The sequence below is a fragment of the Pseudomonas berkeleyensis genome (assembly GCF_014109765.1).
Lineage (GTDB): Bacteria > Pseudomonadota > Gammaproteobacteria > Pseudomonadales > Pseudomonadaceae > Aquipseudomonas > Aquipseudomonas berkeleyensis.
Window position 1 is genome coordinate 5,243,642 of sequence record NZ_CP059139.1, and the last position, 15,781, is coordinate 5,259,422.

General features: G+C 65.4%; 16 protein-coding genes and 1 pseudogene. 3 read left to right on the forward strand and 14 right to left on the reverse strand.

Going from position 1 to position 15,781, the window contains the following annotated elements; translation table 11 throughout:
• The first annotated feature begins 117 nt into the window (after positions 1 to 117).
• Complete coding sequence (locus HS968_RS24440; RefSeq protein ID WP_119694035.1) at positions 118 to 1,041, forward strand: LysR family transcriptional regulator; 924 nt, start codon at positions 118 to 120, stop codon at positions 1,039 to 1,041.
• A gap of 9 nt (positions 1,042 to 1,050) precedes the next feature.
• Here HS968_RS24440 and HS968_RS26850 read toward each other — a convergent pair whose 3' ends face one another.
• The 8 genes and pseudogenes from HS968_RS26850 to HS968_RS24475 all read right to left on the reverse strand — a co-directional run bounded on the left by HS968_RS26850 (position 1,051) and on the right by HS968_RS24475 (position 8,363).
• The gene (locus HS968_RS26850) at positions 1,051 to 1,914 is read right to left on the reverse strand and encodes a methyl-accepting chemotaxis protein (protein ID WP_407681670.1); all 864 of its coding nucleotides are present in this window, start codon (positions 1,912 to 1,914) and stop codon (positions 1,051 to 1,053) included.
• 45 nt (positions 1,915 to 1,959) lie between these two features.
• Positions 1,960 to 2,658 (reverse strand): annotated as a pseudogene (locus HS968_RS26855) (methyl-accepting chemotaxis protein); the annotation flags it as partial.
• 96 nt (positions 2,659 to 2,754) lie between these two features.
• The gene (locus tag HS968_RS24450; protein WP_182369077.1) at positions 2,755 to 3,060 is read right to left on the reverse strand and encodes an NIPSNAP family protein; all 306 of its coding nucleotides are present in this window, start codon (positions 3,058 to 3,060) and stop codon (positions 2,755 to 2,757) included.
• 229 nt (positions 3,061 to 3,289) lie between these two features.
• The gene (locus HS968_RS24455) at positions 3,290 to 4,369 is read right to left on the reverse strand and encodes a DmpA family aminopeptidase (protein WP_182369079.1); all 1,080 of its coding nucleotides are present in this window, start codon (positions 4,367 to 4,369) and stop codon (positions 3,290 to 3,292) included.
• Positions 4,362 to 5,222 carry an ABC transporter permease gene (locus tag HS968_RS24460; RefSeq protein WP_182369081.1) on the reverse strand — a complete coding sequence of 287 codons (861 nt, stop codon included), beginning with the start codon at positions 5,220 to 5,222 and terminating at the stop codon, positions 4,362 to 4,364. The genes HS968_RS24455 and HS968_RS24460 overlap by 8 nt, the downstream gene beginning before the upstream one ends.
• A complete protein-coding gene (locus HS968_RS24465; RefSeq protein WP_182369083.1) occupies positions 5,219 to 6,106 on the reverse strand; it encodes an ABC transporter permease in 888 nt (295 codons plus the stop codon). Before HS968_RS24465 ends, HS968_RS24460 begins: the two co-directional genes overlap by 4 nt.
• Positions 6,106 to 7,221: an ABC transporter ATP-binding protein gene (locus HS968_RS24470; RefSeq protein WP_182369085.1), complete on the reverse strand. Its 1,116-nt coding sequence runs from the start codon at positions 7,219 to 7,221 to the stop codon at positions 6,106 to 6,108. Before HS968_RS24470 ends, HS968_RS24465 begins: the two co-directional genes overlap by 1 nt.
• Before the next feature lie 104 nt (positions 7,222 to 7,325).
• Positions 7,326 to 8,363: a polyamine ABC transporter substrate-binding protein gene (locus tag HS968_RS24475; RefSeq protein WP_182369087.1), complete on the reverse strand. Its 1,038-nt coding sequence runs from the start codon at positions 8,361 to 8,363 to the stop codon at positions 7,326 to 7,328.
• Between the two features lie 212 nt (positions 8,364 to 8,575).
• On the opposite strand from HS968_RS24475, the gene HS968_RS24480 reads away from it, so the two are divergent.
• Positions 8,576 to 9,427: a MurR/RpiR family transcriptional regulator gene (locus HS968_RS24480; RefSeq protein WP_238338878.1), complete on the forward strand. Its 852-nt coding sequence runs from the start codon at positions 8,576 to 8,578 to the stop codon at positions 9,425 to 9,427.
• Here HS968_RS24480 and HS968_RS24485 read toward each other — a convergent pair.
• The 6 genes from HS968_RS24485 to HS968_RS24510 form a co-directional block, all read right to left on the reverse strand.
• Positions 9,424 to 10,056 (reverse strand): LysE family translocator, encoded by a 633-nt coding sequence (locus tag HS968_RS24485; protein WP_182369089.1) that lies wholly within the window; start codon positions 10,054 to 10,056, stop codon positions 9,424 to 9,426. The two genes, HS968_RS24480 and HS968_RS24485, sit on opposite strands and share 4 nt — an antisense overlap.
• A 76-nt stretch (positions 10,057 to 10,132) precedes the next feature.
• Entirely contained in the window at positions 10,133 to 10,780 is a 648-nt protein-coding gene (locus HS968_RS24490) for a DUF998 domain-containing protein (RefSeq protein WP_182369092.1), read from the reverse strand.
• Positions 10,781 to 10,994: 214 nt separating this feature from the next.
• On the reverse strand, positions 10,995 to 12,152 hold the full coding sequence (gene argE / locus HS968_RS24495) for an acetylornithine deacetylase (protein WP_182369094.1): 1,158 nt from the start codon (positions 12,150 to 12,152) through the stop codon (positions 10,995 to 10,997).
• Between the two features lie 109 nt (positions 12,153 to 12,261).
• A complete protein-coding gene (locus HS968_RS24500; RefSeq protein WP_119694019.1) occupies positions 12,262 to 12,936 on the reverse strand; it encodes a DUF1028 domain-containing protein in 675 nt (224 codons plus the stop codon).
• Positions 12,933 to 13,370, reverse strand: coding sequence for a RidA family protein (locus tag HS968_RS24505; RefSeq protein WP_106738245.1), 438 nt, complete (start codon positions 13,368 to 13,370; stop codon positions 12,933 to 12,935). The genes HS968_RS24500 and HS968_RS24505 overlap by 4 nt, the downstream gene beginning before the upstream one ends.
• A complete protein-coding gene (locus HS968_RS24510) occupies positions 13,370 to 14,731 on the reverse strand; it encodes a flavin-containing monooxygenase (RefSeq protein WP_182369096.1) in 1,362 nt (453 codons plus the stop codon). The genes HS968_RS24505 and HS968_RS24510 overlap by 1 nt, the downstream gene beginning before the upstream one ends.
• 286 nt (positions 14,732 to 15,017) lie before the next feature.
• Here HS968_RS24510 and modA point away from each other — a divergent pair, with 286 nt between their 5' ends.
• Entirely contained in the window at positions 15,018 to 15,773 is a 756-nt protein-coding gene (gene modA / locus HS968_RS24515) for a molybdate ABC transporter substrate-binding protein (RefSeq protein ID WP_182369098.1), read from the forward strand.
• Positions 15,774 to 15,781: the final 8 nt, after the last annotated feature.

The following is a 15,781-nucleotide window of genomic DNA, read 5'->3' on the forward strand; positions in this document are numbered from 1 at the left end:
GCATTCCCCGCCCAGGGCCAGAAAAAATATGGCCACTGGCAAACAAGATGCTCGCCTACCGGCCCCTGATCTGCGGGTATGGTGAGTGCCAGAAGAAGATCGTCCGAGGTTCCTTGCGTGGCTGCCTACACCCTGCGTCAACTCAAGTATTTCGTCACCACCGTCGAGTGCGGCAGCGTCGCCGAGGCGTCACGCAAGCTGTACATCGCCCAGCCGTCCATCTCCACGGCAATCAAGGGTCTGGAAGAGAGCTTCGGCGTGCAGCTGTTCATCCGCCACCACGCCCAGGGCGTCTCGCTCACCCCCAGTGGTGCGCGCTTCTACCGCAAGGCGCAGGAGCTGCTGCGCATGGCGCACGAGTTCGAACAGAACGCCCTGGCCGACAACGACGTGGTGGCTGGGCAAATCGACATCGGCTGCTTCGAGACGGTCGCCCCGCTCTACCTGCCACGCCTGATCGCCGGCTTTCGCCAGCGCTACCCGGGCGTGGAAATCCGTCTGCACGACGGCGAGCAGCACGAGCTGGTGCAGGGCCTGACCGCCGGCCGCTTCGACCTGGCGATCTTCTACGAACATGACCTGGACGGCACCATCGAGACCGAGCCACTGATGCCGCCGCAACGGCCCTATGCGCTGCTGCCCGAAGGCCACCGCTTCGCCGCGCAGGCACAGGTGTCGCTGCGCGACCTGGTGCTCGACCCGATGATCCTGCTCGACGTGCTGCCGAGCCGGAACTACTTCGTGAGCATCTTCGAGGAACTGGGCCTGTCGCCGAACATCGTGTTCAGCTCGCCCTCCATCGAGATGGTGCGCGGTATGGTCGGCCAGGGCTTCGGCTTCTCGGTGCTGGTCACCCGCCCGCACTGCAACACCACCTACGACGGCAAGCAGGTGGTGTGCGTGAACATCACCGAGGACGTCACCGGCTCCGGCCTGGTCGCCGCCTGGCTCAAGCGCGCGCAACTGACCAAGCCGGCGCAGTTGTTCGTCGATTACTGCAAGGCGGAACTGGGCGAGAAGCGGCTGGCGGAATCCGCCTGAACCAGTGCGTCAGACCTGGAACTGCATGACGGCGTTGCGCATGCCCTGCGCCACCCGCTCCAGTTCCTCCGCCGAATGCGCCAGTTCGTTCACCGCCTGGGCGTTGTGCTGAGCCATCTGCGCGATCTGCTCGACACGCTGCGCCACCTCACTGCTGGCGTTGCTCTGCTCGCCGATGGTGTGGGAAATCTCCTCCACCACCTGGGCGGCGCGTTGCGCGCCATCGCGTATTTCATTGATCGAATCGCCGGCCTGGTGCGCCAGGGCCACACCATCGTTCACCCGCGTCACGCCGGCCTGCATGCTGTCCACCGCCAGGTGGGTGTTGCTGCGGATGCGCCCGATCATGTCGGTGATTTCCTGGGTCGAGTGCGCGGTGCGGGCCGCCAGGTTGCGCACCTCGTCGGCGACCACGGCGAAACCACGCCCGGCCTCCCCCGCGCGTGCAGCCTCGATCGCGGCATTGAGGGCGAGCAGATTGGTCTGTTCGGCGATGCTCTTGATGACCTGGATGATCGAATGGATTTCCTCGGATGAACGCCCCAACTCGGTGATCGTCTCGGACGACGAGGTGACCGCTTCGGCGATACGGTTCATGCCGTCGACCACGCCAAGTATGACCTGGCCGCCGCTGTCGGCCAGTTGCCCGGAATGGGCGGAAATGCCTTTGGCGTCATGAGCGTGCGTGGACACCTGGGCGATGTTCTGGATCATCTGCTCCATGGCCGCGGCCATGCTCGTGGCGCTGTCCGCCTGCTGGGTGGAGTCCTGCAGAATGCGCTGGGCCGTGCCGGTCAGCGTGCGCGCGGTGTGCTGCAACTGCTCGCTGTGCTGGTTGATGCTGCTGATCATGCGGCCGAGATTGCCCTGCATCTCGGCCAGCGCCTGCAGCAAGTGGCCGGCCTCGTCCTGTCGATCCACGTCGATGCGACCGCGCAGGTTGCCGCTGGCGATGGCGCGGGCGGCGTCGACGGAACGTTGCAGCGGCCCCAGCACGCTGCGCATCAGGCTCCAGGTGATCAGGCCGAGCAGCAGGCTGACCAGCACGATGCCGGTGATCAGGTAGATCGAGGCCTGGCTTACGGCAGTCTGACCACTCTGGTGAGCAGCACTCACCTGCTCTTCAATCAGGCTGCTGAGCGCCTCGTTCTTGGCTTCCAGCTCGCTGAAACGCTGCATGAACGCAGGCATTCCCGCCTTGGCGGCCTGCGCGTCACGCAGGGCCGCTTCGGTGATCTGCTCGGCTTCGGCGATGTAGGCAGTGAGCGCCGGTTGCGACTGGGCAATGGCCTGCTGGATGTCGGCAGGTAGCGGCAACTGGGCGTTGGCCGTCAGAGCACGCTTGAACCAGTCGGCATGCTCGCGCAGATCCTTGCGTACCTGCTCGGCTGCCGCTGCGTCGCCCGCCTCGACGCTGAAGGCGGCCAGTACGTCGGCGCGCAACGCGTCGTGCATCATGTCGCCTTCCAGGTGGTTGCGCAGCGCCGTGACGCTCAGCTCGTTCTGCGCCAACGCGCCATTGAGCTGGGTCTGGCCCCAGAAACCCACCGCACCCAGGCCCGCAGCGACGGCCACACTCAGTACGCCGCTGGCGATCATCTTCTGACGAATGTTCATGCGCTGCTATCTGGCTGTGAGGGAGGGAGTTGTAAGTCTAGTTCAGCTGCCAATCCTGCAAGGGCGGCAAAGGCCCGTCCGAGACAGTCCTGCTCGCTACTCGAATACGGGCCGGAAGAAGCTGCGCTCGTAGCTGAGGATGCAGCGCGTCTCTTCGGCATATTTGAACGCCGCCTGGCACTCGGCATCGGCGAACGAGTCCTGACGGTAGCGCTCGTAGTCGGCCAGGCTGGGGAAGCTGAACAGTGCCAGGGCCACGTCGTTGGCGCCCTCGGATGGCAGGAAGTAACCGTGATGCGTGCCGCCGAAGCGCGCTACCAGCGGAATCCACAGCTTGGCGTAGTGCTCGAATTCCTTGAGTTTGTAGGGATCGACGATATAGCGCAGGTAGCAGGTGACCATGGGTGTCCTTTCTTGCGAGTGGTTTCGATGAAGCAGGGATATAAACACGGCGAAAAATCCACACGCCATTCTTTTCCAGCATCACGCCAGCAACCGGTGGTGCGCACAGCGCACCCTACCCGGTGACCAGCTTCACGTAGCCCGGATGAAATCCGGGGGCAGGCGATACCGAGTCCCCGACTTGCATCGGGTCTACGAATCTTCGATCACGCGGTGCGCATGGCGCACCCTACCTGACCACCAGTTCGCGCAAGCGCTCGCCATCGATGGCGCGGCACAGGCCTTCGGGCTTCTGCATCGGCGAGTCCTCGGCCGCCAGCATGGCATTGAGCACTGCCTCGTCGGTGGCCTGCACGGCGGCCAGGTAGAGCGCGTCGAAACACTCGTCGTTGAGGTAGTCGAGGTTCAGCCGCGTTGGCGACACCTGCGGCAAGGGCCGTGGGTTGGCCACGCTGAAGGCCAGGAAGATGTCGCCGGAGTTGTTGCCACCCGGCGTACCGGCCAGGGCGATGCCGAGGCCGGCGCGCTGCGCCAGGCGCTTGAGCTGGTGCGGCAGCAGCGGCGCATCGGTGGCGAGGATGACGATGATCGAGCCACGCTCACGCTCCAGGCCAGCCGGCAGTTCATCTTCCAGGCGCTCGCCGACCGGCACGCCACAGACCTTGAGCCAGGCACGCTGGCCATGGTTGGCCTGCACCAGGGCGCCAAGGGTGTAGCTCTGCCCATCGACCTCGACAATCCGCGACGCCGTACCGGTGCCGCCCTTGAAGCCGTAGCAGATCATGCCGTTGCCGCCGCCGACGTTGCCCTCGGCAATGGCCCCACCCTTTGCGGCATCCAGTGCAGCCAGTGCATCGGCTTCGCTGACATGCTGGCCGTTGATGTCGTTGATCACTCCGTCATAAGTCTCGGCCACCACCGGCATGGCCCACAGGTGCTCGCGCTGCCAGGCGTCGGCGTACTGCTGGATCGTCCAGCGCGCGGCGGCGTGGTGGACGATGCCGACGCTGTGCGAGTTGGTAATGCACAGCGGGCCGACGAAGTAGCCGCCGTGTTCGATCCAGTGCGTGCCGGTCATCTCGCCATTGCCGTTGAGCGCATGGAAGCCCGCCCACACCGGCTGCGGTTCGCTGTCGCGGCCGCGCGGCAGGATGGCTGTGACGCCGGTCTGGATGCGCCGGCCGTTGTCGGCCACGCCATCGAGGGTGCGGTAGCCGACCAGCACGCCGGGCACGTCGGTGATGGCGTTGTAGGGGCCGGGAGTGCCGGGCAGCGGCAGGCCGAGTTCGCGGGCGCGAGGTTTAGCCATGGGAGTCATCCTGGGAAGTGGCGGGCTTGCGGTTGCGCAGGTACAGGCCGAGGGCGGCGATCAGCAGCGAGGCAATCAGCAGCAGGGTGGCGATGGCGTTGATCTCCGGCTTGATGCCGCGGCGGATCATGCCGTAGATGAAAACCGGCAGCGTGGTGGAGTCCACACCAGCGATGAAGTAGGTGATCACCAGATCGTCCATCGAGATGATGAACGCCAGCAGCGCGCCACCGACCACGCCGGGCAGGATCTGCGGCAGGGTCACGCGGCGGAAGGTCGTCCACGGCGAGGCGCCGAGATCGGCCGAAGCCTCTTCCAGGCGCGTGTCCATGCCGGCCAGGCGTGCGCTGACGATCAGGAACACGTAGCTGATCAGGAAGGTGCAGTGACCGATGATGATCGAGCCCTTGCCCAGCGGCATGCCGACACCGACGAAGAAGATCAGCAGGGCGATGCCGAGCACGATATCGGGCATCAGCATTGGCATGAACAGCAGCACTCGGTAGAACTTCTGCAGACGGAAACGATAGCGCGCCAGTGCCAGCGCGGTGAGCGTGCCGATCACCGTAGAGATCGCCGTGGTGGTCAACGCCACCACCAGGCTGGTGCGCAGCGCGGCCAGCAACTGGTCGGTGGACTCGACGTACAGGGCGTTCTCGCTGAGGCTGGTGGACAGGCCGAACAGCGAGCGATACCAGTCCAGGCTGAAACCGTCCCAGATCATCATGTTGATCGGGTTGCTGTTGAACGAGTAAGCGACGATCAGGCCGATCGGCAGGTACAGGAAGACGAAGAAGGCCAGGCTGTAGCCGCCCAGCAGACGGCGCCCAAGGTTGGCGAGCAGGGCGTTCATCGGCTGGCCTCCTGTGCGCTGTTGCGCCCTTGCGCCAGCACGTAGAGCACCAGGCACACCAGCACCGCGGCCATCAGCAGCATCGCCAGGGCGGCGCCGAACGGCCAGTTGCGAGCGGCGAGGAACTGCTGCTCGACCAGGCTGCCGATCATCAACACGCGCGCACCGCCGAGCAGTGACGGCACGATGAAGTTACCCAGGCTGGGGATGAACACGATGATCGAGCCGGCGGCGATGCCCGGCAGGGTGAGCGGGAAGATCACCTTCCAGAAGCTCTGCCAGCGGCTCGCGCCGAGGTCGGCCGAGGCTTCCAGCAGGCGCTTGTCGAGCTTCTCGACGCTGGCATAGACGGGCATGAACATGAACGGGATGAAGATGTAGGTCATGCCGATCAGCACCGCGGTCTCGGTGTAGATCAGCTCCACCGGGTTGTGGATGCCCAGCGCCAGCAGCGTGGTGTTGATCACCCCGCTGGGGCGCAGGATCAGCAGCCAGGCGTAGAGGCGCACGATCAGGCTGGTGAAGAACGGCAGGGTGATCAGGAACAGGCAGAAGTTGCGCATCCGCTCCGGCTGCCGCGCCACCCAGAAGGCCGCCGGGTAACACAGCGCCAGGGTCGCCAGCACGGTCAGCCCGGCCAGCTTGAACGAGCGCAGGATGATTTCCAGGTAGACCGGATCGAACTCCTCATTGGTGCCATCGGCCCAGCCCAGCACGCGGCCGAAGTTGTCCGGGTAGAAGCTCCACTCGACGCCGCCGTAGAGCCCCGGCTCGAGCAGGCTGTACACCGCCATGATGGCCAGCGGGGCCAGGAAGAATACGCCGATGATCAGCGTCACCGGGGTCAGCAGGCCGACCAGGCGCAGGCGCTCGCGCATTCGCATCAGGCACCTCCGGGGATCAGGTGCGCGGCCTCCAGGCCGTACCAGAGCTGCACGCTGTCGCCGCTGCGCAAGCGCTGCAGGCCTTGTTGCGCGGCGTCACGCAGCACCGCCTTGACCAGGCGGCCGTGGCTGGTGCGCAGCAGCAATTCGAAGTCCTTGCCGATGAACAGCAACTGCTCCAGGCGCCCTTCCAGCGCGGCGAAGCCTTCGCCGGGGCACTGCAGGTGGAACTGCTCGGGGCGCAGCATGAGCTGGGCGTACTGGCCAACGCGCAGGCCGGGGTGGCGCGCCTGCAACAGATCGCCCTGGCTGTCGAGCAGGTAGGCGATGCCGTCGTTGACCGAACCGACGTGCACGTCGAGCAGGTTGCTCTCGCCGATAAAACCGGCGACGAAGGCGTTGGCCGGGCGGTGGTAGATTTCTGCCGGGGCGCCGATCTGCTGGATATGGCCGCCATTGAGCACGACGATGCGGTCGCTCATGGTCAGCGCTTCTTCCTGGTCGTGGGTGACGAAGACGAAGGCGATGCCCAGTTCGTGCTGCAGGTTCTTCAGCTCGCGCTGCATGGCCTGGCGCAACTGGCGGTCGAGAGCCGACAGCGGTTCGTCGAGCAGCAGCAGCGCCGGGCGGTCGACGATGGCGCGGGCCAGCGCCACGCGCTGCTGCTGGCCACCGGAGAGCTGGCCGGGCTTGCGCCGCTCCATGCCGGCCAGGCCAACCATTTCCAGTGCTTCGCCAACACGCTGGCGCTTCTCTGCCTTGCCGACGCCACGCACGTCCAGCGCGTAGCCGACGTTGTCACCGATGCTCATGTGCGGGAACAGCGCGTAGCTCTGGAACACCGTGTGCACCGGCCGGCGGTGCGGCGGCACGTGGTTCATCGGCTGGCCCTGGATCAGCAGCTCGCCGCCATCGAGTTGCTCGAAGCCGCTGATGGTGCGCAGCAACGTGGTCTTGCCGCAGCCGGACGGCCCCAGCAGGGTGACGAATTCATTGCTGCCGACAGCCAGGTCGAGGCCGTCGAGGGCACGCACCAGGTGCCCTTCCGGCGCACGGTAGTGCTTCACCGCGCCACGGATCTCGACCACCGGCGCAGTTTTGGTGAAAGCGGTCATGGAGGACTCCACTGAATATTGGAGCGGTCGCGGCTGGAGCCCTGCCCACAGATTGCATGACTTGTGGGAGGGGCTTCAGCCGCGACCTAACTACACAGGCTGACTCAGTTGGCGGTACGCACCCGCGTCCACACCCGGTCGTACTGCTTCAGGCCCTTGCCCAGATCCTGGAAGATCTGCAGCTTGGCCATGACATCGGCCGGCGGGTTGACCTGCGGGTTGTCACGCAGCTCGGCCGGCAGCAGTTTCAGCGCTTCCTTGTTCGGCGTGCCGTTCATCTGCTGCGCGGTGTTCAGCGCGGCGATCTCCGGCTGCAGGAAGAAGCTCATGAAGCGCTTGGCGTTGGCCTTGTTCGGCGCGCTCTTGAGGACGCACATGTCCTCCTGGTACATGGTCGCGCCTTCCTTGGGGATGACGTAGGCGAGGTTCTGCGGGTCTTGCTTCACGTACATCATGGCGCCAACGAAATAGTGCGCGGCGGCGGCGTCGCCGGACTGCACCATCGGCACACTGTCGTAAGTGAATGCAGAGATCAGCGGCTTGCGTTCGATCAGCCAGTCGGCGGCCTGCTTGAGCTCGGCCGGGTCGGTGCTGTTGACCGACTTGCCGTCCTTGATCAGGCCGACGCCGAGGGTTTCGCGCATGTCGTCGAGCATGATCACCTTCTTGCCGGCCTTGGCCTCGGCGAAGAAATCGTCCCAGCTCTCGATCGGCTTGGAGACCTTGTTCTTGTTGTAGAAGATGCCCACGCTACCCCAGGCGTAGGGCATGCAGTACTCGCCCTTGGGGTCGGATTTCGAACGCAGGAAGGCGGGGTCGATGTTGGCGAAGGCGGCATCCTGGTTGATGTCGGTCTTCTCCAGCAGGCCGAGGGCGGCCATGGTGTCGTGCATGTGCACCGAAGGGAAGACGATGTCGTAGCCTTTGGCGCCGGCCTGCAGCTTGGCCAGCATCTCTTCGTTGCTGCCGTAGGTGTCGAGCGACACCTTGATGCCGGTCTCGGCGGTGAAACGGGTCAGCACCTCGGGGTTGATGTAGTCGCCCCAGTTGTACAGGCGCAGTTCTTCGGCGGCCTGGGCGGCGCCGGTGACGAGGCCGCTGCCAAGCGCGACGCACAGGGCGAGATGACGCAGTATGGGCATGTTCCTGTTCTCCACTGTTGTGGCCGCGCAGGGCGCGACATTTGCTTGTTGCGGCAGGAAGCGCGAGCGTCGACTGCGGAGCGGAAAGACTCTGGTGGCTTTCTTCACCCGGGTAACGGCCAATCGACATCTCTTTGCGTTACGGTTGCAGAGTAGAATATATTTCTTCCAAAGATCAATACTCTGACATTTAAATGTCAGAACGATTTGGCATGGCAGGGGAATCGGACATGCTCGATGGCAAGATGCAACACCTGGAAGGCAAGCTGACGCCGGCCGAGCGCACCCTGTGGGTCTACATCCAGGCCAACCTGGAAACCCTCGCTTTCGAGAACGGTGCCAGCCTGGCAGCCAAGAGCGGGGTCAGCCCCAACACGGTCAGCCGCTTTCTGCGCCGGCTCGGCTACAAGGGCCTGAAGAGCCTGAAAGACGAGCTGCGCGACGAAGTGCGCGTGCAGTCGTTGCTCAACCCGGCGCTGATCGAGCGGGTAGAACAACCGGAAGACCTGGTGGCCCACCTCAACGAGGAAGTCGAAGCCCTGCGCGCCTTCGCCGAACTACTCGGCAGCCAGCACTGGCGCGACATCGTGGCGCGTGTGGGGGATGCCGAGCGTGTGTTCGTCTGTGGCTTCCAGACCATTCGCGGGCTGGCCGAGGACTTCGCCAACCGCCTGGCGCTGGTGCGCTCGGGCGTGGAGTTTCTCGACCTCTACAGCGGCGTACTCGGCCAGTGGCTGGACAGCCACAACCAGCGCTGTTGCGTGATCCTCATCGACATCGCACCCTACGCCGATGCCGGCATCGCCTTCGCCAACAACTGCCTGAAGCAGAACACCGACCTGGTGGTGTTCACCGACGAATACGGCATCGCCAAACATATCGACACGCCATACATCGTCACCATGAAGACCAAGACCGGCTTGATCCTCGAATCCACCGGCGGCCTGACCAGCGCTCTGAACGTGCTGCTGCACTGCGTGGCCAGCGACCACAAGGATCAGCTCAAGGAGCGCCTCGGCGCCTACCGGGCGCGGGTCGAGAGCCTCAAGCTGTACCGCAGCTAGGGCCTGGCGGCGCCAGCGATAAGACGAATGCCAAGGCCCACCATGATCGCCCCCGCCAGCCGGTCGACCCACCCCTTGCAGCGCAGGTAGGCCCGGCGTGAGGCGCTGGCCGAGAGCAGCGTGGCAACGATGGCGTACCAGCCGAACTCGACCAGGAATACGCTCAGCAGCAAGCCCAGCGCCAATGTCCAGGACACGGCTCCCGGGAGAAAGGACGCGAACACGCTGGCATAGACGATGGCGGTCTTCGGGTTGCTGACCTGAGTGCTCAACCCCAGCAGGAAGGATTGCCGCAGCGGGCGGCGCGGCGCTTCGTCCGTGACCGCGAGCGCCAGGGGCTCGCGCGCACCACGAAATATGCGGTAGCCCAGGTAGGCCAGGTAGAGGCCGCCGAGCACCTTGAGCAGCAGGTAAGCCAGCGGCACGGCCTGGAACAACGCCTGCAGTCCGAGCAGCGCCGCCGTGGCGAACAGCAGCCCGCCCAGGCCCATGCCCAGTGCAGCCGCCAACGCATTGAGGCGCGAGATCGCCACCGCCTCTCTGGCGACCATCACGAAGCTCGGCCCGGGGCTGGCAGCGCCCAGTCCCAGTGCCACCACGATACCCACGAGCGCGATCATTTCCTGCATGGTTCACCTTCCGGTATTGAGTGAGGCAAGACTTTGCTACGACAAGGAAGCGTACCTGCCTCACGCTGGGAACATATCAAACGCTACCGAACCTGAGTTGTTCGCAACGGCCTCGTGACAGCATCAGCGCCAGGCCCGCGACCCAGAACACCGAAATACCATAGTTGATGCGCTGGTAAAGGCCGAACGAATACCCGGTCTCGACGGCCTGGGCCATCAGCACCACAGTGGCCACGGCCAGCAGGGTACAGGCGATGGAAAACAGGCCGAAGCCGCGTGAGCCCAGCAGGCGCTTGCTCAGGAAACCCCAGAGCAGGCTGGCCAGAGTCAGCGAGAGAAACATCACCAGCCCGGCCAGATTGTGCATCTGCTGCGAGAAGGACGGCTGCTCCGGCGCGCACCCCTGATCGCAGGCGAAGTAACCGGTGGCGAAACTGGCCAGGCCGTGGATGAGGATCAGCCCGGCACTGAACAGCGCCAGCCGCGAGCCACGCACCTGGCGCATCACCCCCACGGCAAACAGAACGAAGAACACGCCCAGGGGCAGATTGTTAACCCAGGCAGAGAAGCCCTGAGTGGGCGAGCCCTGTGCACCCAGTTGGCTCATCGCCTGATCGAGGTGGCTGTAGCCGGGATAGGCCAGCGCTGTCAGCAACACGCCAAAGAGCAGCCAGAACGGTATGAATACACCCAAGCCAAGCAGCACCCGATCGATGTTCTTCATTCGTCCCTGTTCCTTGTTGGCAGTGGGCATAGCGCCCTGAAGCAGACCGTGTGAAAACGTAGCGAGCGAAGGTCAGACAAGGCAAAAAACGGCGAAAAAGCGCAGTTTACGAGCTGTAAATGAGCATTTTGAGCCGTTTTTTTAACGCAGCATGGCCGAGCGCAGTAGTTTTCACACAGTCTGGAAGACGCGGATTATGCCTCACCGGCCCAGGTCAGGGTTCTACTCGCATCCAGCCGGCCAGACGCGCCAGCATGGCGTCACAGCGGGCCAGTTGATCGAGACTGACGAACTCGTCCGGCTTGTGCCCCTGCTCCATGCTGCCGGGGCCGCAGACCACGGTGGCCACGCCGGCCTCGTCGAACAGACCGCCTTCGGTGCCGAAGGCGACGGTGGTGAAGTCCTCGCGCTCGGCGATCAGCGCCAGCAACCGCGCCGCCTCGCTGGCAGCGTCGGTAAGCAGGCCGGGATAGCTGGACAGCTCGCTGAAGCGAATGTCGCTGGCCGCGCTCACCGCACGCATGCGCGGCAGCAGCTCACGCTCGGCGTAGTCGCGCAGCTCGGCGGCGACCTGCTGCGGATCGTCGGCCGGCAGCGCGCGCATCTCGAAGTCGAAGCGGCATTCGGCGGGCACGATATTCAAGGCACGGCCGCCCTGGATCAGGCCGGTCTGCACCGTGGAGTAGGGCGGATCGAAGCGGCCGTCATGGTGCTCGGGCGCGGCCAGGCGTTCACCGATCTCACCGAGGCGGCCGATCAGCTTCGCCGCGTACTCGATGGCATTCACCCCCTGCGGCGCATAGGCCGAATGGCAGGCAGCGCCATGTACTTCACAGCGCATCGCCAGCTTGCCCTTGTGGCCAAGCACCGGACGCATCTCGCTGGGCTCGCCGATCAGGCAGATGGCCGGGCGCTCGGGGCTGGCGCGCAGGCGCTCGACCAGGCTGCGCACGCCGAGGCAGCCGACCTCCTCGTCGTAGGAAATGGCGATGTGCAGCGGTAGGCGCAGCGGTCGCTCCATAAATGCCGGCACGGCCGCCAGCACGCAGGCGATGAAGCCCTTCATGTCCGCCGTACCACGCCCGTACAGGCGGCCGTCGCGCTCGCTCAGGGCGAAGGCTGGCAGCGTCCAGGCCTGGCCGTCGACCGGCACCACGTCACTGTGCCCGGAGAGCATCACCCCGCCCGCCCCGGCCGGGCCGATACGCGCATAGAGGTTGGCCTTGCTGCGTTCGGCGTTGAACAGCAGCTCGCTGTCGATGCCAAGCCCGGCCAGATAGGCACGCACGTAATCGATCAGCGCCAGGTTGGATTCGCGGCTGGTGGTGTCGAAGGCGATCAGGTCGGCGAGCAGGTCGCGGCTGGTGGGCATGGGCGGTTACCGGTGAAAGGTTGATCGATGACCCTGTGGGAGGCGCTTCAGCGGCGACGACGGGTACGCGCCAAGTCGCGGCTAAAGCCCCTCCCACAGGTCGTCCCCCCTACTCGTCGCCCGGCACGCCGTAACTCGGCGCGGCGGTGGGATCGAGGGCGCGGGTGATGTAATCGTGCAGTTGCGGCTCGTAGGCGCGCCAGAGTTTATCCAGCTCGCCGATGGGATCGTGCTCGGCCCAGTCGACACGCAGGTCGACCACCGGCCAGATAAGATCGCCGACCACCGACAGCGCCGCCGAATGCACCGGCCCGGCCTCGCCACCGGCCGCCATTGCCGCGTGCATGGCCGCCAGCAGACGATCCGGCAGGCCGCCGTCAGCCTGCTCGAAGGCCTCGACCATTGCGTCGATCACCGCCGTGGAAGCCAGCAGGTTGCCGGCCGCCACGCATTGCTCGCCGGCGCGCGCATGGTGCACGCCGAGGGCTTCGCTGCCGGAAAAGTGCGCGCTGGCGCCGTGGCTGTCGATCACCGTCACCTGGCGGTACTGGCCGTAGCCATTGCGCGCCAGCGCCTGCTCCAGCGCGCTGGCCGGCGCCTCGCCGGCCTCCAGGCGGTCGAGAATCTGCGGGCCAAGCGCCGGCAGGGTGATGTTCTGCGTCGACACCGCACCGACCCCGGCACGCAGCCAGGGGCAGCGGGCGCCGACGGCGATGCTGGAGGAGCTGATGGCGATGCCGAGGTGCCCGGTTTCCGGGCAGCGGCCGACGATGGAGAAGGTCATGCCTGGCCCCCGGCGCTCGGCCAGTCATCGGGAATCACGGCGATCACGTCGATCTCCATCAGCCATTGCGGCTGGCCGAGCGCCGAGACCACCAGCCCGGTGGAGATCGGGAACACGCCCTTGAGCCATTTGCCGACCTCCTTGTACACCGGCTCGCGATAGCGCGGGTCGATGATGTAGGTGGTGGTCTTGACGATGTGCGAGAGGTCGCTGCCGGCTTCTTCCAGCAGTTGCTTGAGGTTCTTCATCGCCTGCTCGGTCTGCGCCTGCGGGTCACCGAGGCCGACCAGGTTGCCGTCGAAGTCGGTGCCGACCTGGCCGCGCACGTACACGGTGTTGCCGGCGCGCACGGCCTGGCACAGGTCGTTGTCCAGGGACTGGTTGGGGTAGGTGTCCTTGGTGTTGAACATGCGGATGCGGGTATGAGTAGGCATCAGCGGACTCCGGTGAGGCTGACTTTGCCAGCGCTGGATTCGAGGGTCGCGGCTTCGCGCTGGGCGGCGTCGCGGTAGGCGGTGTACTTGCGCTGGGTGGCGATGTGGTCGGCGATGTGGCGGGCGTCGTGCCACACGCCCCAGATGAAGGTGGAGCCACGGCGCGACAGCCAGGGCAGGCCGACGAAATACACCCCCGGCTCGCTGGAGACGCCGCGCTGGTGTTTGGGCTTGCCGTTGGCGTCGAAGGCATCGACCTGCAGCCAGCTGAAGTCCGTGGCGTAGCCGGTGGCCCAGATGATCGAGGTGACGCCAGCGGCGGCCAGGTCGAGGCTTTGCAGCGGCTCGCGGACGCACGCCGGCTCAGGGAAGCGGCGGCGCGCCTCGGGCTCTTCAGGCAGATCGAGGCCGTTGCGTTCGACATAGGCATCGGCGGCATCGAGCAGCGACAGGTAGTTCTCGTCACCGCGCGCCAGGTTCTCCGCCAGGTCATCGGCGAACCGCGCCACGCCAGCCTCGAAGGCTCGGGTCAGGCCGACCAGGGTGATGCCCTGCGCGGCCAGCTCACGAAAATCGATGGTGCGCCCGCCATGAGCACCGCTGACGGCGATGGTCACGTGCTCCTTGCCCGGCTGCACGGTTTCCAGATCCCACAGGCCGAGCACGCCGAGCCACCAGACGAAATCGCGCCCACGGTAGCTGCGCGGCGGCCGGTCGTGGGCGCCGACCGAGAGATACACCTGGCGCCCGGCGCGGTTCAGCTCGTCAGCGATCTGCACGCCGGAGGAACCGGCGCCGACCACCAGCACCGCGCCCTCGGGCAATTGCTGCGGGTTGCGGTAATTCGCCGAGTGGATCTGCAGCAGGCTTTCGTCCTGCGGAGCGATGGCCGGGATCACCGGGCGCTGGAACGGGCCGGTGGCGGCGACCACGCGGTTGGCGTGGAGGGTGCCCTCGGAGGTTTCCACGATGAAGCCGGCGCGGCCAGGCGCGCGTACCACCTGCTTGACCTCGACGCCGGTGCGGATCGGCGCGTCGATCATCTGCGCGTAAGCCTCGAAGTAGTCGGCCACCTGATCCTTGTGGGCGAAGTCATCCGGGCCAAGATCGGGAAATTCCAGACCGGGGAAGCGGTCGTGCCAGACCGGCCCGTTGGTCACCAGCGAATCCCAGCGCACCGTGCGCCAGGCCTCGGCGATGCGGCTCTTCTCCAGCACCAGATGCGGCACGCCGAGCTTGCCCAGGTGCTCGCTCATGGCAACGCCGGCCTGGCCTGCGCCGACCACCAGGGTGTCGATCTCCAGTGTTGCGGGAACCCGGCCGGCGGGTGATGGGAAGGCGGATTGCTTCAGGTCGGTCATGGTTGCCTGCTCTGATTCTGCTCGTGACTGAATCCGCCGTGGCGGCTCGTTGCGGGCATTCTGTTCAGAGCGGGGGATTCGCGAAATTATGTTTTTTGTAGTTGCTGGCAATGGAAAAACTGCCCGCAGGCACTGACGGTGCAGGCACCCGCCGCCGCGCACGAAGATCGTGCACGGAAACAGGCCTCGATAGCGCTATATACAAAAAAACATAACGAGGTAGGATTGCCGCATTCAGACCTGACGCCAGGGTCGAGCCAACATCCGATAACGACAAGGAATCCCCATGCTCAAGCCGCTCAAGCGTAGCCTGTTCGCCCTCGGTCTGATCTTCACCAGCGGCGCCATGGCCGACGAGGTCAAGGTCGCGGTCGCCGCCAACTTCACCGCACCGATGCAGGCCATCGCCCCGGCGTTCGAGAAAGCCACCGGGCACAGGCTGGTGGCCTCCTTCGGCGCCACCGGGCAGTTCTATGCGCAAATCAAGAACGGCGCGCCGTTCGATGTGTTCTTCAGCGCCGACGACACCACACCGACCAAGCTGGAGAAAGAAGGCGACAGCGTGCCCGGCTCGCGCTTCACCTACGCCATCGGCAGCCTAGTGTTGTGGTCGGCCGATGCAGGCTACCTCGACGGCACGGACGCGGCTTTGAAAGCCGGACAATTCAAGCACCTGTCCATCGCCAACCCGAAGGCCGCGCCCTATGGCCTGGCCGCGACCCAGGTGCTGGACAAGCTGGGGCTGAGCGAGGCGGTCAAGGGCAAGCTGGTGGAAGGCCAGAACATCACCCAGGCACACCAGTTCGTCTCCACCGGCAATGCCGAACTGGGCTTCGTCGCACTGTCGCAGGTGTACCAGGATGGCAAGCTCAGCAGCGGCTCGGCCTGGATCGTGCCGGAGGCGATGTACGACCCGATCAGGCAGGATGCGCTGATCCTCAAACCGGGTGCGAACAACCCGGCCGCCACCGCGCTGGTCGAGTACCTGAAAGGCCCGGAAGCAGCCAAGGTGATCGAGTCGTTCGGCTATAAACTGCCGTAGCCATCAGC

Bases quoted from the DNA above. Each gene is read 5' to 3' on its own strand.
- HS968_RS24505 (WP_106738245.1), bottom strand. From the start codon at position 13,370: ATGCCTACTCATACCCGCATCCGCATGTTCAACACCAAGGACACCTAC.
- HS968_RS24455 (WP_182369079.1), bottom strand. From the start codon at position 4,369: ATGGCTAAACCTCGCGCCCGCGAACTCGGCCTGCCGCTGCCCGGCACT.
- HS968_RS24460 (WP_182369081.1), bottom strand. From the start codon at position 5,222: ATGAACGCCCTGCTCGCCAACCTTGGGCGCCGTCTGCTGGGCGGCTAC.
- HS968_RS24465 (WP_182369083.1), bottom strand. From the start codon at position 6,106: ATGCGAATGCGCGAGCGCCTGCGCCTGGTCGGCCTGCTGACCCCGGTG.
- HS968_RS24475 (WP_182369087.1), bottom strand. From the start codon at position 8,363: ATGCCCATACTGCGTCATCTCGCCCTGTGCGTCGCGCTTGGCAGCGGC.
- HS968_RS24450 (WP_182369077.1), bottom strand. From the start codon at position 3,060: ATGGTCACCTGCTACCTGCGCTATATCGTCGATCCCTACAAACTCAAG.
- modA (WP_182369098.1), top strand. From the start codon at position 15,018: ATGCTCAAGCCGCTCAAGCGTAGCCTGTTCGCCCTCGGTCTGATCTTC.
- HS968_RS24490 (WP_182369092.1), bottom strand. From the start codon at position 10,780: ATGAAGAACATCGATCGGGTGCTGCTTGGCTTGGGTGTATTCATACCG.
- HS968_RS26850 (WP_407681670.1), bottom strand. From the start codon at position 1,914: ATGCAGGGCAATCTCGGCCGCATGATCAGCAGCATCAACCAGCACAGC.
- HS968_RS24500 (WP_119694019.1), bottom strand. From the start codon at position 12,936: ATGACCTTCTCCATCGTCGGCCGCTGCCCGGAAACCGGGCACCTCGGC.
- HS968_RS24485 (WP_182369089.1), bottom strand. From the start codon at position 10,056: ATGCAGGAAATGATCGCGCTCGTGGGTATCGTGGTGGCACTGGGACTG.
- HS968_RS24470 (WP_182369085.1), bottom strand. From the start codon at position 7,221: ATGACCGCTTTCACCAAAACTGCGCCGGTGGTCGAGATCCGTGGCGCG.
- HS968_RS24480 (WP_238338878.1), top strand. From the start codon at position 8,576: ATGGCAGGGGAATCGGACATGCTCGATGGCAAGATGCAACACCTGGAA.
- argE (WP_182369094.1), bottom strand. From the start codon at position 12,152: ATGCCCACCAGCCGCGACCTGCTCGCCGACCTGATCGCCTTCGACACC.
- HS968_RS24510 (WP_182369096.1), bottom strand. From the start codon at position 14,731: ATGACCGACCTGAAGCAATCCGCCTTCCCATCACCCGCCGGCCGGGTT.